Raw genomic sequence first — 23,730 nt, forward strand, 5'->3', positions numbered from 1 at the left:
TACTGGCTTTATCGGCCGGTACAGGGTTTTCTGAAGGACTGTTTTGTAAACAATCCGTTACGGCTAAACCTGCGCTCTGAACAATAAAGACGGCTCTTCATCATTCAGTTTTTGTGCCAGTTGTAAGGCCAGCTCACTGGGGATCTGACGAATCAGTTCTTCAGAGGCTTTGTCGTACACACTGATCACGGTCTGGCCGCTGTCTTCATCGAGGCGGAACGACAAAGTCCGCTCGGTTTGCTGTACGTACTCGTTAATGCGCGATACGGCATCCTGAACCTGTTCGCGGTTCAGGCCGGTCACGTTGGTGGCCGGGGGCGGCAATTCCTTGCCGCTGGTTGCCTTACTGGCATTCACTTCTGCCGGCTTGCTGGCGGCGTTATAAACGCTGCTGGCTTTGCTGGCAGCTGAGGGTGATACAGCTGCGGTAGTAACTACCGGGGCATTCAGCTTCATCTCGTTCATACATCACCTCTCATATTGGGTTCAGGCGGCACGGGGAAGGTTACCCTTCCCCGCCCATTCGGGCCTGTTAGCCCAGCAGAGACAGTACGTTCTGACCAGAGGCGTTGGCCTGAGCCAGAATCGAGATACCCGCCTGTTGCAGTACCTGAGTACGGGACAGCTCGGCAGTTTCGGCCGCGAAGTCGGCGTCCTGAATACGGGAGTTCGCCGCGCTCAGGTTCTCAGAAGTTACTTTCAGGTTGCTTACAGTCGATTCCATACGGTTTTGGATCGCACCCAAGTCTGCACGTTGAGACGCTACCTGACCAATGGCGTTGTCGATCGCCACGATGGCTTTCTGTGCACCTTCAAAAGTCGAAATATCAATCTCAGTCAGCGCTTGACCGTCTGAACCACCACCGTACACACCTGCAGTTAAGCCAGTGTTAGCCAAACCTTTAGAGCCAGAAGTGCCATAGCTCACATCGAATGCTTTAGAAGACGACAGAGATACAGTGCCGTACACAGTCATATAAGTTGAGTCAGCGCCACCAGCTACACCTTCAGTAGGTGCCACAGCACCCTCACTAATACCATGTAAACCGAAGTTACCCGCAGCAGTAGTCGCCGCAGATTGCTGTGCGTACATGGTGATGTTACGACCATCAGCCGCTTTCAGTGTTAAGGACACACCGTTGTCTTCTGCAGTTACACCCGTTTGGCCAGCAACAGCATTGATGGCTGCCATAGCCGCTGAACGGTTTTTCTCAGCATCAAACGTCTCAGAAATTTGCACTTGTACGTTGTTGATATGCAGAGTCAGAGTAGAAGCCACTGTAGTACCGTTATGTGCTTTTGCGGCACCGGTAAATTCAGTCGCATTAACTTCCGCTTTCACACCGGTTGAGTCATACGCATCGTTAATCGCAGCAGCGATAGCGATAGCTGACGCAGCACCGTTAGAAGTACCCCCATAAGTAGGTGCTGTTACAGTGCCACCCACTGAGAAATCGGTGTAGGACGCAGTATCATCCAATGCAGTTGATGCACGAATACTTACGCCGTTAATGATCAAGTCACCGTCTTGTAACGCACGATCTTTAGCAATCAATGAAGCGTTTTGAGAGCCAGCGGTATCTGCAGTGGTAGAAGTGGTGATCAGGGTATTTAAAGCAGTCACCATATCGCTTACAAGACCTGTACCACCGGTGGTAGTACCCAGAGTACCGGTAATGTCTTTAATACGATCGTTGATTGAGTTGGCAATACCATCCGCTGTGTTTTGAACACCTGTCGCAGCTGGAGTAGTAGTAGCAGACTGCATGCCAACGGCTTTAGCACCGAAATTAACCAAGAATGAGTTGATTTTATCCAACGCTTCTTGAGAGATCGAATCACCTGCTGCCGCACCTAAATCCGCAGCAGTAATTGCTGCAGCAGCACCGTATGCAATGGCAGATTTAGAGGTTGCATGAGCCACTTGAGCACCATACTTACCGGCAGACAAACCTGAAGTCGCCAAGTTACCAGTACCAGTACCGTTACCACCTTCAATCACAATCGGAGTGTTGGCGTTAGCAGCTGTCAGCGTGAAGCCCGCGCTAGAAGTACCGAACGATGCCAGACCCAATTTTTCTAGATCAGCCGCTTCCAAATCGGTAGCAGCTGTACCACTTGCAGACAACGTAATGTTACGACCATCAGCCGCTTTCAGAATCACACCGCCTGCTTCACCACCATCTTCAGCGGTAACACCTGTTTGGCCTGACTTCGCGTTAATAGAAGCAACTACTGCGTTACGAGTGCCCGCGCGCGCTACTTCAGTGGTGTTATCAGTGGCTTGAAGAGTAACTTCCACGCCGTTCAGTAAGAACTTACCGCCAGCTGCGGCGGTGCCTGGGGTAGCACCTACAGGAATCTTGCTACCTACCACTACGTTTTCATCAACAGTAGCAGTTACGCCAGTCTTGTCAGATACCGAGTTGATCGCTGCAGCTTTGGCAATGGCAGAACCAGAACGACCCGCAAATGACAGATTGTCATCACTTTCCACTGATGAACGGATCGCTTGACCGTTGATGATTAAGTCGCCGTTGTTCAGTTTCAGACCAGTACCTTGAGCAGACACACCCGCTTTCAAAGAAGAACCTAACTTTTCAGCAGTCAGTTCAGCGATAGAGATGTCAACGGTTTGACCAGCGTTCGCACCAATTTGGAAAGTTGCCTTGAAAGAACCATCCAACAGCTTACGGCCGTTGAAGTCGATTTCGCTTGCAGTACGAGAGACCTCAGCAACCAGCTGATCAACCTCAGCTTGCAGTGCTTCACGGTCTACGTCGGAGTTGGTAGCGTTAGCAGATTGAACTGCCAGTTCACGGATACGCTGCAGGTTGTTGTTCATGGAACCCAGTGCGCCTTCCGCGGTTTGGGCCAGAGCGATACCGTCACCGGCGTTACGCACGGCTACGTTCAGACCTTTGATCTGAGAGGTGAAACGGGTAGAAATCGCCATACCTGCGGCGTCGTCTTTGGCGCTGTTAATACGCAGACCAGAAGACAAACGCTGTAATGCTGTTTGGTTGGCGGTTTGTGATTTGTCCAAGTTACGCTGGGCGTTTAGGGACGCCATGTTGGTGTTAATAATTTGCGGCATAGTGTTTCTCCTGTACCTGCGTTGCGGGGCTGGCGGGTGCCGGTGGCTTTCGCCAAACCCCATTCATAACTTCGTCATACCTGTTAACGGCCCCTGGTCAGGGTTCTTTAGGGCTGGGGTGAAAATTTTTTTGGGGGGCTTGAGGCTGGGAGATGCTGGACGGGAGACGGGAGACGCTTTGGCGGGAAGACGCTAAACGGGAGACGGGAGACGCTTTGGCTGGAAGACGCCGGACGGGAGACGGGAGACGCAAAAAACGGCCCATTCCTGCGCCAGCCCGCCGCCGGCGGGCCGGTACCCCATGTATCGACAGAACTGTATAGCTGCTTAATAATGCCTTTAACTTTTTGCACCATCGTTGGGGTGTGTTGCCATGAAACCTTCCGTCGCTCTGGAAAAACACCATGCAGCGGTACGCGCTGCGGCCAGCCGTTATAGGGTGGTTAACCCGCGCGTGTTTGGCTCGGTAGCTCTGGGGACTGACCAGAGCGATAGCGACCTGGATGTTTTGGTGGATGCCCTGCCCGGCACCACCTTGTTTGACCTGGGTGGTCTGCAGGACGAACTGGAAACCCTGCTGGGCGTACCGGTGGACTTGCTGACACCGGAAGATTTGCCAGAAAAGTTCCGTGCTCAGGTGTTGAAGGATTCCAGCCCCATATAAACCCGAGCGATTATCCTCACATTTTCAATTGCTGATTCAACATTCACGTCCCCCGTAAAAAAGCTCAAATACCTTGAGTTTGTCGACATCTATACCGCGCTGGACAATAATGAGCGCTTAGAATTTGAACAGCGTTACCCGCAGGAGGACCATGAAATGGCCAGTTACATCGAGACGGTGCGCGAAGAAGGCTTGCAGAAAGGCTTACAAAAAGGCCTGCAGCAAGGTGAGCAAAAGGGTTTTACCCTGGGTCAGCTGGAGGCCGCCCAAAAGCTGCTGGATAACAAACTGCTTACGGCCGAACAAATTGCTGACACCTTAGGCCTGCCCCTCCAGCAAATTAAAGAACTGGAAGCCCGCAGGCACTGAGGTGCTGCGGGTTGTTTCTGGTACTTAAAAAGCGTCTCCCGTCTCCCATTCCGCGTCCGGCTTCAAGCCTCCAGCCTCCAGCCCTTTTATATCTGATTAAACAGCGACAGCTGCGATATTTTCACATAACTCTGCTGCGCGGCTTCCAGCATAAAGGTTTGCTGCGCCAGCCGGCTGACGGCTTCGGCGTAGTCTACATCGGCCAGTTTGGATAACACTTCCTGGTTCACCACTTTCACATCAGCAGCGAGGCTGCGGGTGTTTTCCACCACGTTCAGGCGCGCGCCCAGGTTGCTGCGGATTTCTGATACCGAGGCCTGGGCGTTGGTGAGGTTTACCAGGGTGTCTTCAATCAGAATATCCAGGGTTTCCGAATCAATGGGGTTATCGCCCAGCGTGTTCAGGCCGGCATTCAGGCGGAAGATGGTGTCGGTAACGCTTTGTTTGGGCGTGGAGCGAGCCAGTACCTGGTCGCCCGGTTCGGCTTTGCCGTTCAGGCTTAACATAACGCCGGCGGCGGTAATGGCCGTGCCTTCGCTATAGGCAACGTTGGCCATGCCTTCAACAATGCGGTTGTCAGAGGCGCGGCGCACGGTGAAGTTGGCGCCTTTCGGGTCCACTGCCGATTCGGCGTTAAAGGTAATGATCAGGTCGTCGGGATAGAACTCGCTGTATTTTTCTTCGTCGGTGACAAAGCCGGGGTTTACCTGCAACGTGCCTTTGTTCAGCGGGTTCAGCTGGGTGGTGAAGGTATTTTTGGCCGCCGGTACGTCCACAAACAGGGCTTTGCCGTTGTCGCCGGTGGCCACGGTGGTGGAGTTGCTGAGCGCTAAATAGCGCTGGCCTTCGTCGCCCTGGTATTCGTAGCGGCCATTGTCGGCTTTTACAAAGGGCATCTGGCTGCCTTTGAAACCGGCAAAAATGTATTCGCCACCGGCGTCTTTGGTGTTCAGCAGGTCGGCCAGGCCTTCCTGCAGCTGGAAAATTTCAGCGGCAATGGCTTGCCGGTCGGTAATGGTCAGCGAGCCACCACCGGCCTGCACGGTCAGCTCTTTCACCCGTTCCAGGTTGGCGGTTACCGATTTCAGCGTCGCTTCTTCCAGTTTCAGGCGGTTATCGGCGGCGGTCATGTTGCGGGTGTACTGGTCGTTAAGGGCCAGTTCCTGCTGCAGCTGCAGAATTTTGGTGGCGGCAATGGGGTCGTCGGCGGGCGTTAATACGCGCCGGCCGGTCGAGATCTGCTGCTGGGTTTTGTTCACACCGCCCTGGTTGTCCAGAATGCCGTTCAGGCCGGTGTTAAATTGCTGCAATGTGGCGATACGCATCGTTTAACTCCTAGCGGAAGGTGTTGATTAAGGTGTCAAAAATACTGCGTGCCACCTGAATCACCTGAGCGTTGGCGTTGTAGGCCAGCTCGAATTTAATTAAGGCGGCGGCTTCTTCGTCCAGGTTAACGCCGGAAATGCTGTCGACGCTGGTCTGGGTGTTGCGCAGCAGCACTTCACTGGAATCGCGGTTGATCTGGGCGCGGCTGGTAATAGAGCCGATTTCTTCCACGATCATGGAATACGAATCCGAGTAGCTGGCGTTGCCGCCCACGGTGTCCTGGTTTTGTAAGCCGGCCAGCGCCACGCCGTTACGGCTGTCGGAGGTGCCATCGCTGTTGAAATCCAGGGTGAACTGGTCGCCGGCCTGGGGGCTGCCGTCAATGCCCACACTGAAACCAAAATGCAGCGGCTCGCCCACCGGCGCTTCGGGGAACAGGTTATTACCCGGTGGTTCAATGCTTAAGCTGTAGCCAGGGTCGGTCACGACTTTCAGCTGGCCGCCCATGGTCAGTTTGCTGGAGCCGTTTACGCCGGTGGCGTTCATGTCAATGCGCGGCTGAAAGCTGATGGTGCCGCGCTCGCTGATGGCCACATCCAGGTCGCCACTGAAGGTAAAACCGGCGTCTTCCAGCTTGCCGCGAATGCCGTTCAGCATGTCGGCGCCGGTGGCGTAGTTTTCGTTCAGGTTAATGCGGAAGGTGCCCTGCCCGGGTACGTCAAATTCGTAGTTGTAGGGGCCGCCTTCGCTGAAGTTGTAGCCTTCAAAGGGGTTCAGCGGTACATAGGGCGCTTCGCTGGTTTCGCGCAGAATAATGTCCTGGCCGTTGCCGACGCGGAAGCCATCGCCGTTATCGCCGCTGATTTCCAGGTTCACGTCTTCGCCGTTCAGCGCCACGATGGTGACTTTGCTGCCGTCACTCTGGGCCACCAGCCCCATGCGTTGAAAATCGAAGTTGGCGTTAATGCGGTCGGCGACAAAATCCGGGGTCAGCGGATCGGGCACTTCGGCCGGGTAGTCTTTGTCGTATTTGGTTTGATTGGGGCCTAAAGTGTCGGTCACCAGCACGCCGTTCACCCGCAGGCTGAGCGGCTGGAACGGGTTGGCGTCGGCACTGAAGTCGCTTAGTTCCACCGTGGTGCGGGCGCTGGCTTCCACGCCCGGGCGCTTGCTGAGTTCGGCAGCAATTTCTTTGGCCGAGGCGTTGGCCCGGGTAATCAGCGTTGGTTGCGAGGTGACTTTGCCGGTTACCGGGTCGGTCTGGCTGATAACAATGCGCTCCGGGAAAAAGCCGTTTACCGATTGCACCGGCGCGGCCGGCGGCGGCGCCTGATAAGTCGGCTGCATCGGCAGCACACCACCAAAACTGGTAAAGGCGGTTTTGCCTTCGTTTTGCGGCAGAATGTCGTTGCGGATGCCCGGAATGTAGGTCTGGTTCATCAGCGGCGGGAACAACGGAATGGGGTTGCCCGGGTCGGTGTTGTCCAGCACGTCGTAGGTGGTGGGCGAGGTAAAACGAATCAGCAACGGCGGAGTCATTTCGCCATCGCGGGAAAAATACGGCGTGCTGGTGTCGTACACATCCGGCTGGGTAATGTTGGCGTTACCGCGGTTACCAATGGCCGCTTCGCCGGTTACGGCCGAGGCAATGGCGACCTGTTCCGGCCGGGTGAGGTTCATGGCCAGCTGCGACGATTCTCTGCGCGTCGGCATAATAATAAAGTCATCGCCCTGGCGGAAACTGCCGGCTTCAAAGCGTATTTCAAAGCCATCCACTTCGACGCTGTCGGGAAAATCACCGCTTAACGCGCGGGTGGCAATAATTTCACCGTCGCTGATGCGTTTAACGCGGAAGGTGTAATCATCAGGGCCTGGAAATTCCAGCTGGTAATCGCTGGTGGTTAAGGCGCCGGCATCTTTAATGTGAATGCTGACCAGGCGGTCGTTCGGGCGGGCGTTGTTTTCGTCGCCCAGAATGCGGTTGTAGGCTTTTTCCGGGGTGTTGATGTCGGAAAAATAGTTGTCGCCGGTGCGGCCGTTAAAGTCGATGCCCAGCTTGTGCTGTTCGTTAAAGGTCTGGTTAATCACCAGCGCCATGCGGCCCAGGCCATTCAGCACCGGGTCGAGCACGGTGTTACGGAATTCCAGTGTGCCGCCCAGCTGACCGCCGGTCATGGCGCTGGTGACCAGCTGGCGACTGCTGCCGGCGACAAAATAAATATCGGACCGCGCCGGGTCCTGCGCGCCTTTGTCCACTTCCAGCCGGTTAAAGTCGTTACCCACCACCAGCGGCTGACCATTGCCGACGGCAATGTTCCACACCGAGTCGTCCTGTTCGACCACGGTAACATCCACCAGTTTGGCCAGGTCTTTCACCAGCACGTCGCGCTTATCCAGCAGGTCGTTGGGTTTAACGCCCTGAGCGGCGGCGGTTGCGAACTGAATCTGTTCGTTCAGTTCGGCAATGGCCTGACTGATGGTGTTAATTTCGCCCACCATCACGTCCATCTGGCCGTTAATAATGGTGTTCTGGGTTTGCAGGCGATTGCTGATTAACGCAAAACGGTCAACCAGGCCCTGGCTTTCACTCAGCAATACCGCCCGGGCCGGCAATGAGGCCGGGTCATCCACCACCGATTGCAGTGCCCCGAACATCCGCTCCAGGCCGGGTTGCACACCGGTGCCGGAATCGGCCAGCAGGCTGTCGATCTGTTCGGCGTTGGTGGCCAGGGTATCGAAGCTGTTGTAAATGGAGCTGTCGCGCCACAGCTGCTGGGTTAAAAACTGGTCGTACACCCGGGTAACGCTGTCGATGCCGACGCCCGAACCCATCCACACGCCGCCGAAATTCTGCGGCGCATTGGCGCTCTGGTTAACCACCTGGCGGCTGTAGCCTTCGGTACCGGCGTTGGTGATGTTATGGCCGGTTACGGTTAACGCCGACTGACTGGCGCGCAGGCCGGAAATGGCAATGGAGAGAATATCAGCCATCGTTGCGTGCTCCTGTCAGCAGGCTTTGCTGCATTTGTTGCAGCGCGTCTTTTAAGGTGTCGCTGCGGGAAATCCGCTGAATTTTGGCGCCGTACTGCGGGTCGGTGGCGTAGCCGGCGCGCTGCAGTTCGTAGCCGTACTGGTCGGCATCCAGACCGTTGTTAATGGCGTTCTGGTAACGCTGGCCGGATTGCAGGAAGTTGGCGTAGTCACGCAGGCCATCTTCCAGGCTGGCGTAGGAACGGAAGGCCGCACGTTCTTTCATGGCCACGCCGCCGCGGAATTCATGGGTAAGCACATTGACGCTTTCCCCGTTCCAGCGCTGGTCGGCCTTAATGCCAAAGAAGTTGTGGCTGTTGCGGCCCTGTTCATCGGTAATCATGTGTTTGCCCCAGCCGGTTTCCAGCGCTGCCTGGGCGACAATGGCGCGGGGGTCAACGCCCAGTTCGGCGCCAATGGTTTGGGCGTGCGGGTACACAGCGGCAACGAAGTCGGCCGGAGTGGCAAATTGTTGCCCTTTGCCGCCGTTACCGCTGGCGATATTGGCCGCTGCTGCCGGGCTGTTTACCGTTTCAGAGGCGCTGGCCTGTGGGGTGCCTGGCTGGCGTGCCAGCTCGGCATCCACCTGCTCCAGGGTTTGTTGCAGCGGCTGATAAATTGGCACAGAAATACGGCGGTCGTGCAGTTTGCCCTGATCCAGCGGCAGTTCGCTGCGGTCTTTGTTCACGTTGCCGTAGCTGTTCATTAACTGGCGATGAATAACCGGCGCCAGGCCCATGCCACCGCCGTTAGACAGCGATAACGCCATCTGGTCGTCGTACATTTGCTGGTAGAAATCGCCTTCCGGCGAGCTGAATAAGGAGTCTTCTTCAAACACCGCGCTGGCGTCACGCATGGACGACATCATCATGTTCACGAACATGGATTCGAACTGCTTGGCCACTTCCATTAACGCCGCGCTCTGGTCTTGTTTACCCAGCTTGCGGATGCCCTGCAGGGCATTCAGGTCGGTATAGGTGGCGGCAACGTTGGTGTTGTTGTTGATCATGGCAAACTCCTTGATTGCTGGATAAATGCAAGATGCTTGCCAATTACGTTCAAGGTTGGGCAGCCACTGCGTGGCTGCCCATGCGGGGCTTCGCCCCTGCGCCCCAGTGCAAGGGGAAGAATCCCCTTGCCAACCCCTCTGGCCCGCGTTCCAGCTGGTTACTCGCTTCGCTCACCCTTCGGGCCAGCCTCCGGCTGTTACTCCCGCTGGTCGTTTCCTCGTTTACCAAACCCAATTGAGCATACGCGGCCAAGGGGCATCCATGCCCCTGGCCACTCGTTTGGAGTCATCCAAACGATGCTATTGGCTTTGCCAAACTTCGGGCTGGAACGAATGGGCCGGAAAACCGTTAGGGACGCTGGCTTTTAAGAGCGTCTGACATCTCCCGTCAAGCGCAGCGAGCGTCTGGCCAGTTTGCGCAGCAAACGCCTGGCCAGATTAATGTTGCAAATACTGGCTGGCTTTGCGCTGGTTGCGCTGCTGGGCGGCTATTTCGGTTTGTTCCTGTTGCAGCATGTCGAGCAGTTGCTGTTCTTCTTTCAGCAGGTTTTCCAGAAACTGCTGTTGTTCGTTGGTCATCTGGATCAGTTCTTTGATGCCGCTGAACCATTCCTGCAGCAGTTCGTTGCGGCGGATGATGCGTTCTTCCACGCCTTCTTTGACGCCCTGACGGATCAGTGAACGCAATTCCAGCGACAGATTTTTGACTTCAGTAAATAATTGCTCGTTCATATTACGATTAACTCCGCTTTCAGCGCTCCGGCTTGTTTCATGGCTTCCAGAATGGCCATCAGGTCACCCGGCGCAACGCCAATTTCGTTAACGGCTTTGACCACACTATCCAGTGATACGCCCGGGCCGAATTTAAACATACGGTTGTCGCCATCGTTGTATACATTGATGTTGGTATCGGGTACCACCACGGTTTGGCCACCGGCCAGCGCATTGGGCTGGGCCACCTGAAAATCTTCTTCAATGGCCACAATTAAATTGCCGTGGGTAACGGCCACCGGTTCGATCAGCACGTTCTGACCCATAACGATGGTGCCAGTGCGTGAATTAATAACGACTTTGGCGCGTTCTTTACCGGTTTCAATTTCCAGATTTTCGATAATCGATAAATAGCTGACGCGCTGGGTGGTGTCGCGCGGTGCGCTTACCCGGATCGAGGCAGCGTCCAGTGCTTCGGCGGAACCCGGGCCCATCAGCTGGTTAATTTTATCCACCATGGCGCGGGCGGTGGTGAAGTCGGGCTGGTCGAGGTTGAAAATAAGGCTGTCACCACGGCTGAAGGTGCTGGGGGCGGTTTGTTCCACCGTGGCGCCGTTGGGAATACGGCCGGCACTGGGGACGTTAACGGTAATGCTGGAGCCGTCGTTCCCCTGGGCGCCAAAACCACCCACCACCAGGTTGCCCTGGGCCACGGCGTACACGCCACCGTCGGCGCCTTTCAGCGGAGTAAATAATAATGCCCCGCCGCGCAGGCTTTTGGCGTTGCCTAACGAGGCCACGGTTACGTCAATGCGCTGGCCGGGTTTGGCAAAGGCCGGTAATTCTGCGGTTACCGATACAGCGGCAACGTTTTTCAGTTTCGGGTCGACACCGGGCGGCAGGGAGATGCCGAATTCGGTCATCATGTTGCGGAAGGTCTGGGTGGTGAAGGGGGCTTTGTCGCCGCTGCCATCGAGGCCAACCACCAGACCGTAACCCACCAGCTGGTTGGAACGCACACCGGCAATGCTGGTGATGTCTTTAATGCGTTCAGCCTGAGCCAGGGTGCTGCACAGCAGCGCGGTCAGCAGAATCAGTGTACGTTTCATGGCGGTTACTCCTTGCCGTTGTGGGTTCAGAACGGCCACCAGGGTGACATCAGTATACGGCTGAACCAGCCTTGTTTGGTGGCGTTATTCAGGCCGCCACGGCCACCGAAGGAAATGCGGGCATCGGCCACTTTGCTGGACATAACCGTGTTGTTGGGGCTGATGTCCTGCGGGCGGATAAGGCCGGCAATGCGGATGTATTCATCGCCTTCACTTAAGGTAAGCCAGCGTTCACCGCGAATGCGCAGAATGCCGTTGGGCATAATGTCGGACACGGTCACGCTGATCTGCCCCTGCAGGCTGTTGGAGCGGTCGGCCTCGCCTTTACCACTGAATTCCCGATCGGCGCTCAGCTGTGTATTCAGGCTCATGCCGTTCCAGCTGGGCACCGTACCCAGAATACTGCCGGGGTTAATGTTGGCGGTGGAGGATTTGTCGGCGGTGGTTTCAGCCGATTTGCTGGACTGGTAGGCCTCGTCAAAAATCACCGTAATAATATCGCCCACCCGCCGTGCCTGCTGGTCGGTGTACAGGCCAATACCGTAGCGGGCCTGAAACAATGAACCATTTTCCACCGGTGGCGGCTGCAGGCTTTGCGCCGATACCGGGGCAAAATCCGGATCGTCGGGAAACACGTCTTTTTCCAGCGGCACGCTGGTGCAGGCGGTTAAGGTCAGCAATGGCAACAACAGCAGCAATGCTTTCATATCAGCCTCCTCAGGTATTCTGCGTTAAGAACTGCAGCATCTGGTCGGCGGCAGACACCACCTTGGAGTTCATTTCGTAGGCGCGTTGCACGGTAATCATTTTCACCAGCTCTTCCACCACTTCGACGTTGGAGTTTTCCAGCGCGCCCTGCTCTACCGTGCCGTAGCCTTCTTCATTGGGCACACCGACCAGCGGCGCGCCACTGGAGGCGGTTTCGTAGAACAGGTTGCCGCCCACGGCCTGCAGGCCGGCGGGGTTAATAAAGTCGGCGGTTTCAATCTGGCCCAGCTCCTGTGGCGTGGGGTCACCGAACAGGGTGGCCTGCACAATGCCGTCTTTGCTGATGGTGAGCTGGTTGGTCTGTTCCGGAATGGTAATCTGCGGTTCCAGCGGGTAACCGTTAACGTTAACCACCACGCCTTCGTCGTTGATGTGAAAGGTGCCGTCGCGGGTGTAACCAATGGTGCCGTCGGGCATGGCAATCTGAAAGAAACCACGGCCGTTAATGGCCAGATCCAGCGGCTGATCGGTGACGTTCAGCGAGCCGGTGGTAAAAATCTTTTGCGTGCCGGCGGTACGCACACCGGTACCCAGCTGCAGGCCGGATGGCAGGCGGGTATCCGCCGAAGAATTGGCGCCCGGTTGCCGCTGTACCTGATACAGCAGGTCTTCAAACACCGCGCGGTCTTTTTTAAAGCCGGTGGTGGAGACGTTGGCCAGGTTGTTGGACACCGTGGTGAGGTTAAGGTCCTGGGCTTCCAGACCGGTTTTGCTGACCCAAAGTGCTGGCATCATAATTCAGGCTCCTTACTGGTTGCCCAGTATCTGGGTGGTGGCGGCGGTGTTTTCATCGACGCGCTTCATCAGTTTTACCTGCATTTCGTACTGACGGTTCAGGGCGATCATGCTGGTGAGTTCGGTAACAGCGTTAACGTTGCTGCCTTCCAGAAAGCCGTTCGCCAGGCTGACGCCCGGTTCCGGCAATGCTGGCGGGGTGTTGGGGTCGCGGAAGCGGAACAGGCCGTCTTCGCCTTTTTCCAGCTCGCGCACATCGGGGCGCACCAGTTTCAGCTGCACCGGCTCGGCCACGGCGGCCGGTACTTCACCAAACGGCTGAATGGTCACGATGCCGGCGCGGCTCACTTCAATGCTTTCGTATTCGGGAATCACCACCGGGCCGCCATCGCCGATTAACTGCAAACCCTGGCCGTTAATAAGCCGGCCGTCGGGAGCGACGCTTAAATCGCCGGCGCGGGTGTAGGCTTCTTCACCATCGGGGCCGACCACGGCAAACCAGCCGTCGCCTTCAATAGAAACATCCAGCATGCGGCCGGTTTCCATTAACGGGCCCTGGCGGAAGTCGCTGGCCGGACGTTCGGTCATGGCGTAGGCACGGGTGGGAAAATGTTCGCCGTAGACGCCTTGCGCGCGGCTTTGGGTGTAGTCGGCGCGGAAACCTGTGGTGCTGGCATTCGCCAGATTATTGGCGTGGGCACTTTGGCCAAGGGTGTTCTGTTTGGCACCCGACATGGCGATAAATAACGCACGATCCATAGTATTACCTTTGCTGTTCAGGCAGTGCTTACGCACCGGTTGAATAAAACAAAGCAGATACTATGCCAATTCTAATTAATTGTTATTTTTCAATGCGTTACAAAAAAATACGGCGTTCCATAAGAACGCCGTGGCGGAAAATCGGCAGCCTTTCCTACGCTTAGCGGAAAAGGCTTGCCGGCATCCTCAACCTTAGAGGTTAAGGATGGTCTGAGTCACCTGATCGGTGGTTTCAATGGTTTTGGCGCTGGCCTGATAGTTGCGCTGGGCAATAATCAGGCGCACCAGCTGCTCGGACAGTTCGACGTTGGAGTCTTCCAGGGCCGACGAGGTGATCTGACCAAACGAGGCGGTACGCGGCGAACCAATGGTGGCCACACCCGATTCAAAGGATTCACCCCAGGCGGTGTCGCCCAGCGGGGTCAGGCCTTCCGGATTACGGAAGTTGGCCAGTGCCACCTGGCCCAGGGTTTGCGCCTGACCGTTGGTGAAGCGGGCAAAGATAATGCCTTCCTGGTCCACTTCCAGGCCGGTTAAACGACCGGTGCTGTAACCGTTCTGGTTCACTTCGTTCACCGCAAAGGCGCTGCCGAACTGCGTGGTGCCCGCCAGATCAATCTGGAAGTTGGAGTTACTGGCCGGTTCGCTCAGCGGTAACCCCCCTTCCAGCACGTTTACTGAACCCAAGGCACCGCTGGGGTTGCCTTCGGCGTCACGCGGGTCCCAGTTGGTAATAAACATATCGCCGGTGGCTGTGGTATCCAGTGAGCCGTCCTGATTAAAGAACAGCTCAAAGCGGGCGCGGGTCGGCTCCAGGTTCTGCGGGAACGGCAGACTGGAATCCGGATCGCCCACATCATAGCCATCCACCTGAACGTACATGGCCCAGATGTTCTGTTCGTTCGGACGCGATGGATCCAGCGGCTCTTTCACGAAGTACTGAGTCATCACATGGGAATTACCCAGGCTGTCGTAGATTTTCATCGACGTTGAGTGGTTGTAGGTGTCCTGATCCAGCGGATCAAAGGCATTCAGGGTGAACGGAGTAAATTCTTCCGGAGTCAGCGCCCCGAAAATACCCGCTACCGCCGGCTGCGGATCGCTGAGGGTGTAACCTTCATTGAAGATAAAGGTCACAACACCGCCTACTGCCGCCGCGCGGTCAGCCGTGGCAGTGCCACCCAGCACTACCGGGCCGGTGTTAGCCGCACCCTGCACCACCAGCGAGTCGGTGACCACCGGGCTGCGCATCGCCAGTTTGATGTCACGGCCAATCTGGTTGGTAATAATCAGATCGCCATTATCGGCAATGCTGGCGCGGAAACCCGGTAAGGTGCTGCTGCGCAGGGCATTAATTTCATCGGCAATATCCGGCAGCGACGTAGAGTTCAGTTGCTGACCATTGACGGTAATGCGCATATCGTTGCTGGGGCTGTTAAAACTGGACAGCGGAATGGTCATGGTGGTTTCGGCCGACGCCGTTACACCAGGCTGCAGGTTAAACAGCGCGACAATTTCGTTCGCTTCACTGCGCTCCGGAATCAGAATGTCGGTTTCTTCACCATCCGGGTTGGTCAGGGTAACGCGCTGTTCCGGGTACAGGTTGTTAACGCCTTCAATACCGGTGGTCAGCAGGCTGCCGTCGGCCGGGTTGGCCTGCAGCAAACCATACAGCTGAGCTTCACTGATGTCGGGGCCAGAGGCACTGACGTTGGTGATTGAAATAAGGGAAGCTTCGCCTTCTTCGGTGGCCCGCAGTTCCAGCTTGTACTGTGGCGGTACGGTATTGGGAACAATTTCAACCGCCTGCGCCTGCACACCAATGTAGCCATCAGAATCCTGGCTGTTCAGCTGACGGTTAATGGCAGCGGCCAGTTGCTGCACCGAGCGGAATTCTTCATCCAGCGAAATCAGCACCGAGCCGCTGCGGTTTTCACTGTCGGGCGCCGGTACGGTGAGGTTAATGCGGAAGCTGTTGGAACGGTCAACCGGATCGGTGCCGTACACCGGGAACAGGTTGGCCGCATTCAGACCCAGCGCATCCAGTGCAAAGGCGGTGTTGGCGTTGGTCGAGTCGGCAATGGCAATGCGCTCACCGGAACCTGGTTTGGTATTGGTGAATACCAACTGGCCACCCACGGCATCCACGCTGACCTTACCAGCCAGACCGTTAGCACCAATGTTGGCATCAATCTGCTGCTGAATGGCCACCGCCAGATCATCCAGCGAGGCGTAGTTAGCCGGCGGAATCACAATGTTATAGGCCGCACTGGCGTTACCGGTGGTACTGGTAACCTGCAGACGGAATTCGTTGTTGGCCTGAATAACCGGAGAGCCACTGTCAATGCGGTTATCCGCCAGGAAGCCCAACGCATCCAGGCTGTAAGTGCTGCCAGTGTTCAGACCGATCTGGACCGGCTGCCCCTGGATACCAGGGGCAACCACATCCAGCTGAATACGGCCGAAGCCATCCACCGAGGCTGACACCTGAGCTCCGGCTGGCAGCTCAGCGTTAATCGCGTTGGCAATGTCGGTGGCGATTGGCGCACCAGGAGTAACGAAATCGGCTGTGCTCAGAGAAATATCGTAATCATTGGCACCGGTGGTAATACGGAAATTCAGGGTATTGGGACCGCTGAAATCCAGTACCGGGTTGGACACAGTACCGGTCAGACTGGCAAAGGCACCCGCATCATGGGCGACCATGTTCAGTGGTGGTGTTGCGGTGGTACGGGTGGTGGTCTGAGTACCCGGAATGCTGCGGAAGTCAGCGGTTAAGGCACCAGCGCCAACAAATAACAGCTGGCCAGCCGTACCCGGCACCACGCCGGTGTTGGCACCCAATGCACCATTCCAACCATTGTCTACGGTAAAGCCGCTGCCGTTGGTGGCGTTCAGGCCTGCCCGTTGCAGCACAATGTTACCCGCACCGTTAACGCTGACGCGCAACTGCTCGGTGCCGATGCTGTCGTTAATGGCGGTCTGAATGGCCTGTACTTTGTCGGCTACGTCATCGGCGGCAGTAATGGCCGGCAAAGTGATGGTTCGCGGGCCGGTGCCGTCGCCAAGATCCACGGTCAGGGTTTCAGTACCAGCGGCAAAGGCAGTGGCGGCAGATCCAAAAGCCACCTGCGCCGGCGTACCGCCGGTGGTCGGCTGACCGGCCGAGGCTAAGGTGCTGCGGGTCGATTCAAGAATACCGGAATCCGCCACACCCACGGCCAGACCGTTGGCGACCAGCTGTAAACCCTGCTCCTGCAGCACCAGCTGACGGGCATCGAGGTTCAGAATGGATGAAATCTGGTTGGTCAGGCGCGGCGGCTGGTTGGCGATCTGAATCTGAATATCACCCAGCACGCCGTTCACCACACCACCACTGTTGGCGGCATAGCCCTGCAGACGGGCGCCGTTGTTGGCGGTTACATAACCGTCTTTATCCAGCGAGAAAATACCGGAACGGCTGTACGAGACACTGCCACGATCCTGCAGCACAAAAAAACCGTTGCCATCAATGGCCATATCCAGTGCATTGCCGGTGCCGCTGATATTGCCCTGGCTGAATTGCTGACGGACGTTTTCCACCATCACACCGCTGCCGACCGGCTTGGAGCCAGTACCCAGCAGCGTGGTGGTGTAAACGTCACCGAATTCGGTGCGTGACTGTTTAAAACCAACGGTACTGGCGTTGGCGATGTTGTTACCTGTTACCGACAGATCGGTAGAGGCAGCACGGATTCCACTTAAACCAATATTAAAAGCCATAATATGTTCCTCGTTGCCTGTTCCCGAACTACTCGTCCAGTACCTGTTTAATCTGATCCAGTGAGGCGCTCTGGCCACCGGCCAGATTCAGAATAACGCCACCGTTTTTGCTCATGGTGACACTGTCGACCCGTGAGCTCATTTGCATACCTAATTCTTCGGCTTTGCCAGCTACCATGCCATTCACCCGGAAGACGTATTCACCGGACGGATACGGCATCGGCACTTTGTTTCCATTGGCATCCAGCACCGGCTCGCCTTCTTCGTCTTTGTAGTATTCCTGACGGTTCAGCTTGCTGGCGTCCACATCCACAATCTTGCCGTCCAGCATCAGGTTCAGGCCGTCCCAGCGAATGGACATAGAGCCTTCGCCGTGACTGCCCAGCGGAATCTGCTCCAGCAGCTGGCCATTCTTATCTTCAATGGTCAGCACCATATCGGCGGCGCTGTCTTCCAGTTCGGCATAGCCACTGACAATGCCACCATTCAGCAGCAGGCCGGTTTTGTTGCCATCGACAATCACCGATTGGCCAACCATGCCGGACGCCTGCAGCGCCGAGGCGGAGTTAAAGCGCGCCATCATGCTCTCAGCCGAGGTATTGAGCTTGTCGATACCTTCGACGGTGGAGAACTGCGCCAGCTGAGCCACAAAGGCCTGGTTGTCGGTGGGTTCCAGCGGGTTCTGGTTGTTCATTTGCGCAACCATCAGTTCCAGGAAGGCATCCCGGCCCAGCTCGTTGCTTTTCGGCTCGTCGCTGTTGCTGGGTTTGCGGTACTGGTCCAGTACGGCGGCGTTGTTGCTGACATCGTTAATCATGCTGAGATGCTCCTTACTGGCCCAGTGTCAGGGTGCGTTGCAGCATTTGTTTTGCTGTTTTGAGCACTTCGACGTTCATCTGATAACTGCGTGAGGAGGCCATCATGTCGGTCATTTCCTCAACGATATTCACGTTCGGGTAGTACACATAGCCATCTTCGTTGGCCATCGGGTGGTCGGGCTGGAAGCGCAGTTGCAGCGGCGCATCTTTTTCGACAATGCCCATCACCTGCACACCGGCGCCGGTGTTGCCGGTCAGCTCCTGAAACTGGTTGTGTTCGTTCACTTCCATGTAAGCCTTCTGCATCACCGCAAACCAGGGCTTGCGGGCGCGGTAGGTTTCATCCACCGAGCTGGACGCGCTTTCGGCGTTGGCGATGTTGCTGGCAGTCGTGTTGATGCGGATCGACTGAGCGTTCATGCCGGAGCCGGCGATATCAAAAACGTTGGACAAGGACATGGTTATTCTCCCCGGATAACGCTTTTCAGGCCGTTGAATTTGCTGTTCAGAAATTCAAAGCTGGCGTTGTAATTCATGGCGTTGCGGGCAAACAGCGCCTGTTCCATTTGTGAATCAACCGTGTTGCCATCAATGGAAGGCTGGGTCGGGTTGCGGAACAACAGCTCTTCTTCCACATTGCCGCGGCCATCGATATGACCACTGTGGGTGCGTTCCAGACCAACTGAACGGCTGCTGTGGATTTCACCTTTCAGCACCGCCTGAAAATTAATGTCGCGGGCTTTGAAACCAGGGGTATCAGCGTTGGCCAGGTTATTGGCCAGAACTTCAGCCCGGGCGGCACGCAATTGCAGGGCGCTGGGGTGAATGCCAAGGGCGTTGCTGAAATTGATGGAGGCCATAAGGGGTTCTCATCTGGTGACTATGTCCAGAACAAAGCAACCCTTGTGCCAATTTTATAAGTTGTTATTTTTCAAGGAGTTATAAAGAAATTGCCGCTCAGAAGAGCGGCAATAAGGCGGCAAAACAGCAACCGGTAAACGGCAATGCCGCGACAGCGGCAAAGCTTTACCGCTGGCCGCTGAACGGCTTGGCCCGGTACACGATACCCGGATGGCATTGCACCATTTCGTAGTAATCGCTCAGGTTATTCAGCGCTTCGGAAGCGCCCAGCATTAAGTAGCCACCCGGGTTCAGGCTGGCGTGCATGCGGCGCAGGATGTCGGTTTTCAGTTCGGCCGAAAAGTAGATAAGTACGTTGCGGCAGAAGATGATGTCGAACTTACCCAGCATGGCAAAACTTTGCTGCAGGTTCTGAATGCGGAACTCCACCCGGCCCCGTACATTCTGACGGATACGCCAGCGGCCATCGCTGTCTTCATCGAAGTAGTTTTTCAGGTGAATGTCATTCATACCGCGGCGGATCGCCAGCTGCTGATACACCCCTTCTTTGGCAGCGGCCAGAGAGCTTGGGGAAATATCCGTCGCCAGAATGCGCTCGCCAGCCATCAGCTGGCCCGGGTTACGCTTTTTGTATTCTTCTATTTCCATACTCAGCGAGTAGGGTTCCTGACCGGTAGAACAAGCCGCCGACCAGATTTTCAGTGGCCGCCGCTGAGCAGCAATTTCCGGCAGCAGTTTTTCCCGGAAAATACGGTAGGGGTGCTCATCGCGGAACCACAGGGTTTCGTTGGTGGTCATGGCGTCGATGACGGTTTCCTGCAGGCTGCGGCTGCGTTCCATGGCGCTCATCAGTTCAGTAATGCTGTTGATGGATTCCCGTTCCATCAGGCGGCGCAGACGGCTGGTAACCAGGTACTCTTTGCCCTGCCCCAACATGATGCCGCTGTTTTTTTCCAGCATAAGGCGGAAACGATTGTATTCGTCTGCCGTCATTTCTTTTGTCATAGTTTTGAGTTCCAGCACCTTCAGTTACGCCGACTGCACCTGTTTGGCCACTTTTTCGGCCAGGATATCGGGATCAAATTTGGCAATAAAATCATCGGCGCCCACTTTCTGCACCATGGTTTTATTAAATACACCACTCAGTGACGAGTGCAGCACAATAAAGAAACCGTTCATGCGGCTGTCGCCACGGATATTACTGGTTAAGGTGTAGCCGTCCATTTCGGGCATTTCGATGTCGGAAATCAGCATCAGATAATGGTCCTGCGGCCGCTCGCCATTTTCCACCAGGGCTTCCAGGTGGTTCCAGGCTTGCCGGCCATCTTCCAGTACCACCACCTCCACGCCGACATCCTGCAGACAGCGGGTGATTTGCTTACGGGCGATTTTGGAATCATCCACAATCAGCACTTTGCGGCTACGGGCTTTTTCATGTACCTCAGCACTGACCACACCTTCACTGATTTGCTCATTGATGGGCGAGACTTCGGCGAGGATTTTCTCCACGTCGATAATCTCTACCATATGGTCATCCAGATGCGTCACCGCCGTCAGGTAATGCTCACGGCCGGTACCCTTCGGTGGCGGATGAATATCACCCCAGTTCATGTTCACAATGCGCTCCACCCCGGCCACCAGAAACCCCTGAGTTTTCAGGTTGAACTCGGTAATGATCACAAAGGCCGTACTCAGATCCTGCAAGGGCTTGTTACCGGTAGCCATGCTCAGATCCATAATCGGAATGGTGCCGGAGCGGATATGGGCAACCCCACGCACCACCGGATTACTGCGTGGCAGCAACGTCAGCTTCGGGCATTGCAGCACTTCTTTTACTTTGAACACGTTGATGCCGTACACCTGCTTACCGTTCAGACGGAACAGCAACAGCTCCAGACGGTTCTGACCAACCAGCTGGGTGCGCTGATTGACCGAATCCATTACACCTGCCATAAGACTCTCCAGAAGTAACCCGGCACAACCTTTGCTGTATGATGCCATGTACACATAAGGCGCCAAGTTAATGACATACGATTGTATCTGCCAATGAGCATAGTAGACATCCTTCGCAGGGACAGATTATTTGCAGCTTTTTTGCTGCTGTTGTTGCTGTCGATGTTGCTGCCGCTGTCCGTTGCTGCCAGCACCAGCGACTGGCAACAACAAGTAAGCGATGAATTATGCCAGCGCTGGCAGGATATCGGCGGCCCCGGCGCAGACTGTAGTATCAGTTTTCCCGGCCTGAGCCCGAACTTTCAGTTACAGCACTGTGAACAGCCCTGGCAGATTAACCTGCTGCGCCCGCTGCAGCCCGGCCGTAATGGTCTGGAGATCAGCTGCGAACAGCCCTGGTGGCGGCAAAATCTGGCGGTACAGATTCAGATTTTCCGCGAGGTCGCGGTTCTGGCCCGCAGCGTCAGTGCCGGCCAGAGACTGACCGCCGCCGACATCAGCCTGGTGCGCCACGATATTGGCGCCCTGAGTAAAGATTTTTTAACCTCGGCCGATAGCTTGCCGGGTATGGAATTACGCCGTACCCTGCGCGCCGGCACCGTGTTAAGCCGCGACATGATTGCCCTGCCAGTACTGGTAGAACGCGGTCAGCAGGTGAATATCCGGGTACAGCGCCCCGGCATCCGCATTGAAATGAAAGGCACCGCTCTGGACGCCGGCAGTGCCGGTGACCGCATTCGGGTACGCAATGAGAGCTCGCAAAAAATTATCCGGGCTACCGTACTTGAGCGCGGACTGGTGCAGGTTGACTGAAGCCTTCAACGGCACCGGAAGAAACCGTCTGGTCAACCGCCTGGCCAACCGCCGGAACGCAGAAAAAAGAGTTAAAGAAACACCAAAGAAACCCTAAAGTTTCAAAGCAGGCCGCCGATAACACTTATAGCAGGAGTGTCACTACCCTGAACTGGCCCGGAGATACAGTATGAATATCAACAAGTTAACCAGCGGATTAGACGGCAGCGCACGCAGCCGCAACGAACCCGTTGCTGCCGACAAAGCCCCGGCAGCCAAAGTACAGCAAAGCGCCGTTGCTACCGATCAGGTAAAACTGAGCAACAGCAGCAAGAGCATGCAGCAGATTGAAGCGGAAATCCGCGATCTGCCGGAAGTAGACGATGCCGCCGTTGAGCGCATCCGCGGTGCCATTGAGCGCGGCGAATACAAAATCGATTATGAAAAGTTGGCAGGGAAAATGCTTGATTTTGAGGATCGTCTCAACTGAAAGCGTAACCTCCGCCTATGAGCCAGGATAACGACACTCTTGCCAGCCTGTTGGAACAGGAATTAACACTGGCGGTGCAACTGCACCAACTGATGGAACAGGAACACACCGCTCTGGGGGCCAATGATCTCCAGGCCCTGCAGGAACTGCAGCCCCAGAGCGCCCGTCAGGTAGAACAACTGCGTAACCTGGCGTCTGACCGCCTGCAATGGATGAAAGGCCGGCAACTGCCACTGGCATCCTCCTGCCTTGATCACCCCTCGCTGCAACCGGCGGCAAACCTTCGCCGCCTGTGGCAAATGCTGGAAGAACAGTATCTACGCAATCAGAAACTGTCTGAAATTCTGTCTGAAATCGTGCTGACGGCCCGTTTCCGCACCCAACAGAAACTTAAAATCTTGCGTGGCCAGCAGAATGATCCACACTTGTACGACGGCAAAGGAGAAGCCAAGCATGTGCCAAAAGGACAAGGTTACATACAAGCCTGATCACCGGAAACAGCATGTCTGAGGATAACAACCAGCAGTACCAACTGACCGAGCCGGAAGACGTATACGGCGCCCTGCGCAAAATTGTGCTGATGGCCACCCCGGTACGTATTCATATTGACGGCAGCCATGAGCTGTTTATATCAGCCATCAGCCACACCGACTTCCGCAGTCGTTCATTTTTTATGGATAAAGTCATTCCCTCTGAGGGCAATGACCTGATCCGCAGTGGCCGTCGTTTTACCGTAGAGTGCGACACCCAGGGCATCCGGATTGAGTTCCGCATGAGCGGCCGCCTGATGTATCAGCCCGCCAAGGAACAATACCGCGCCGAATTTCCCGAGCAGGTGCTGTACCTGCAACGCCGCACCGCTTACCGCGTCAACATTCCGCCGGCGCACGATATTTATCTGAAAGTACAGATGAACGACGGTGAAGGTGACCTGACCGGCCAGCTGCTGGATATTTCATCCAGCGGTTTCAAAGTGCGCTTTACCGCCAACGTCAAAAAGCGTCTGCAGGATCAGGGCATGTTCCCGGTGGCACGTATTCGCTTCAATAAAGAACACATGATGGACTGCAGCCTGGAAGCCCGTCACGTAGTGACCGACGACGCCAACAACACCCTGTGCGGCTTCGCCTTCGTCACCATCTCTGCCATGGCGCAACGCTATCTCGACCGGCTGATTACTGAGTTCCAGTGGGAAGAACGCCACATGAAAGAACTGCAGGAAGAGCAGCTCGTTGAAGTGCTCAACGAGGAAGACGATGCGGAGCCAGAAGATAAACACAGCACTGCGCGCACTGCCGAACCGGATGATAAGCCGGATGATGAGCCGGATGATGAGCAGCGCCAACCCTGAACCACAGCGGGGCTGACAGGCTGCGGTGATGCCGCTAGAATGCGCCCCTCTCCCTATAGTTCAACTGGATAGAACGGATGCCTCCTAAGCGTCAGATTCAGGTTCAAGTCCTGATGGGGAGGCCAG

Annotated in this window: 22 protein-coding genes and 1 tRNA gene; 7 read left to right on the forward strand and 16 right to left on the reverse strand. The window is 55.9% G+C overall.

Going from position 1 to position 23,730, the window contains the following annotated elements; translation table 11 throughout:
* Positions 1–63: 63 nt before the first annotated feature.
* Both GJQ55_RS09715 and GJQ55_RS09720 read right to left on the reverse strand, forming a co-directional pair.
* Positions 64–465: a flagellar protein FlaG gene (locus GJQ55_RS09715; protein WP_228344766.1), complete on the reverse strand. Its 402-nt coding sequence runs from the start codon at positions 463–465 to the stop codon at positions 64–66.
* Positions 466–532: 67 nt separating this feature from the next.
* Positions 533–3,097 (reverse strand): flagellin N-terminal helical domain-containing protein, encoded by a 2,565-nt coding sequence (locus GJQ55_RS09720; RefSeq protein WP_228344767.1) that lies wholly within the window; start codon positions 3,095–3,097, stop codon positions 533–535.
* Between the two features lie 373 nt (positions 3,098–3,470).
* Here GJQ55_RS09720 and GJQ55_RS09725 point away from each other — a divergent pair, with 373 nt between their 5' ends.
* A complete protein-coding gene (locus GJQ55_RS09725; RefSeq protein ID WP_228344768.1) occupies positions 3,471–3,761 on the forward strand; it encodes a nucleotidyltransferase family protein in 291 nt (96 codons plus the stop codon).
* A gap of 156 nt (positions 3,762–3,917) precedes the next feature.
* The gene (locus GJQ55_RS09730) at positions 3,918–4,130 is read left to right on the forward strand and encodes an RpnC/YadD family protein (protein ID WP_228344769.1); all 213 of its coding nucleotides are present in this window, start codon (positions 3,918–3,920) and stop codon (positions 4,128–4,130) included.
* Positions 4,131–4,216: 86 nt separating this feature from the next.
* Here GJQ55_RS09730 and flgL read toward each other — a convergent pair whose 3' ends face one another.
* From flgL to GJQ55_RS09800, 14 genes are all read right to left on the reverse strand, one after another.
* Positions 4,217–5,455, reverse strand: coding sequence for a flagellar hook-associated protein FlgL (gene flgL, locus GJQ55_RS09735; RefSeq protein WP_228344770.1), 1,239 nt, complete (start codon positions 5,453–5,455; stop codon positions 4,217–4,219).
* Between the two features lie 10 nt (positions 5,456–5,465).
* A complete protein-coding gene (gene flgK / locus GJQ55_RS09740; RefSeq protein WP_228344771.1) occupies positions 5,466–8,447 on the reverse strand; it encodes a flagellar hook-associated protein FlgK in 2,982 nt (993 codons plus the stop codon).
* Positions 8,440–9,495: a flagellar assembly peptidoglycan hydrolase FlgJ gene (flgJ, locus tag GJQ55_RS09745; protein ID WP_228344772.1), complete on the reverse strand. Its 1,056-nt coding sequence runs from the start codon at positions 9,493–9,495 to the stop codon at positions 8,440–8,442. Before flgJ ends, flgK begins: the two co-directional genes overlap by 8 nt.
* 438 nt (positions 9,496–9,933) lie before the next feature.
* Positions 9,934–10,227, reverse strand: a complete 294-nt coding sequence (locus GJQ55_RS09750) for a hypothetical protein (protein WP_228344773.1) — start codon at positions 10,225–10,227, stop codon at positions 9,934–9,936.
* Positions 10,224–11,315: a flagellar basal body P-ring protein FlgI gene (locus tag GJQ55_RS09755; RefSeq protein ID WP_228344774.1), complete on the reverse strand. Its 1,092-nt coding sequence runs from the start codon at positions 11,313–11,315 to the stop codon at positions 10,224–10,226. Before GJQ55_RS09755 ends, GJQ55_RS09750 begins: the two co-directional genes overlap by 4 nt.
* A gap of 26 nt (positions 11,316–11,341) precedes the next feature.
* On the reverse strand, positions 11,342–12,022 hold the full coding sequence (locus GJQ55_RS09760) for a flagellar basal body L-ring protein FlgH (protein WP_228344775.1): 681 nt from the start codon (positions 12,020–12,022) through the stop codon (positions 11,342–11,344).
* 10 nt (positions 12,023–12,032) lie between these two features.
* Entirely contained in the window at positions 12,033–12,818 is a 786-nt protein-coding gene (gene flgG / locus GJQ55_RS09765; RefSeq protein WP_228344776.1) for a flagellar basal-body rod protein FlgG, read from the reverse strand.
* Positions 12,819–12,830: 12 nt separating this feature from the next.
* Positions 12,831–13,577 carry a flagellar basal body rod protein FlgF gene (locus GJQ55_RS09770; RefSeq protein WP_228344777.1) on the reverse strand — a complete coding sequence of 249 codons (747 nt, stop codon included), beginning with the start codon at positions 13,575–13,577 and terminating at the stop codon, positions 12,831–12,833.
* Between the two features lie 192 nt (positions 13,578–13,769).
* On the reverse strand, positions 13,770–17,339 hold the full coding sequence (locus GJQ55_RS09775) for a flagellar hook-basal body complex protein (protein ID WP_228344778.1): 3,570 nt from the start codon (positions 17,337–17,339) through the stop codon (positions 13,770–13,772).
* Positions 17,340–17,367: 28 nt separating this feature from the next.
* Positions 17,368–18,156 carry a flagellar hook assembly protein FlgD gene (locus GJQ55_RS09780; protein WP_228344779.1) on the reverse strand — a complete coding sequence of 263 codons (789 nt, stop codon included), beginning with the start codon at positions 18,154–18,156 and terminating at the stop codon, positions 17,368–17,370.
* A gap of 13 nt (positions 18,157–18,169) precedes the next feature.
* Positions 18,170–18,616, reverse strand: a complete 447-nt coding sequence (gene flgC, locus GJQ55_RS09785; RefSeq protein ID WP_228344780.1) for a flagellar basal body rod protein FlgC — start codon at positions 18,614–18,616, stop codon at positions 18,170–18,172.
* Positions 18,617–18,618: 2 nt separating this feature from the next.
* The gene (gene flgB / locus GJQ55_RS09790) at positions 18,619–19,017 is read right to left on the reverse strand and encodes a flagellar basal body rod protein FlgB (RefSeq protein WP_228344781.1); all 399 of its coding nucleotides are present in this window, start codon (positions 19,015–19,017) and stop codon (positions 18,619–18,621) included.
* Positions 19,018–19,183: 166 nt separating this feature from the next.
* Positions 19,184–20,023, reverse strand: coding sequence for a CheR family methyltransferase (locus tag GJQ55_RS09795; RefSeq protein WP_275944422.1), 840 nt, complete (start codon positions 20,021–20,023; stop codon positions 19,184–19,186).
* Positions 20,024–20,047: 24 nt separating this feature from the next.
* The gene (locus tag GJQ55_RS09800) at positions 20,048–20,971 is read right to left on the reverse strand and encodes a chemotaxis protein CheV (RefSeq protein WP_228344782.1); all 924 of its coding nucleotides are present in this window, start codon (positions 20,969–20,971) and stop codon (positions 20,048–20,050) included.
* Between the two features lie 141 nt (positions 20,972–21,112).
* Between GJQ55_RS09800 and flgA the strand changes: the two genes are divergently transcribed.
* The 5 genes from flgA (at position 21,113) to GJQ55_RS09825 (ending at position 23,729) form a co-directional block, all read left to right on the forward strand.
* Positions 21,113–21,784, forward strand: a complete 672-nt coding sequence (gene flgA / locus GJQ55_RS09805) for a flagellar basal body P-ring formation chaperone FlgA (RefSeq protein WP_228344783.1) — start codon at positions 21,113–21,115, stop codon at positions 21,782–21,784.
* 169 nt (positions 21,785–21,953) lie between these two features.
* Positions 21,954–22,253, forward strand: a complete 300-nt coding sequence (gene flgM / locus GJQ55_RS09810; RefSeq protein WP_228344784.1) for a flagellar biosynthesis anti-sigma factor FlgM — start codon at positions 21,954–21,956, stop codon at positions 22,251–22,253.
* Between the two features lie 17 nt (positions 22,254–22,270).
* A complete protein-coding gene (locus GJQ55_RS09815) occupies positions 22,271–22,741 on the forward strand; it encodes a flagella synthesis protein FlgN (protein ID WP_228344785.1) in 471 nt (156 codons plus the stop codon).
* Between the two features lie 14 nt (positions 22,742–22,755).
* Entirely contained in the window at positions 22,756–23,604 is an 849-nt protein-coding gene (locus tag GJQ55_RS09820; RefSeq protein ID WP_228344786.1) for a flagellar brake protein, read from the forward strand.
* A 49-nt stretch (positions 23,605–23,653) separates the two neighbouring features.
* Positions 23,654–23,729 (forward strand) — tRNA-Arg (locus GJQ55_RS09825).
* Position 23,730 lies beyond the last annotated feature (1 nt).

The sequence above is a fragment of the Venatoribacter cucullus genome (assembly GCF_016132445.1).
Classification (GTDB): domain Bacteria; phylum Pseudomonadota; class Gammaproteobacteria; order Pseudomonadales; family Oceanobacteraceae; genus Venatoribacter; species Venatoribacter cucullus.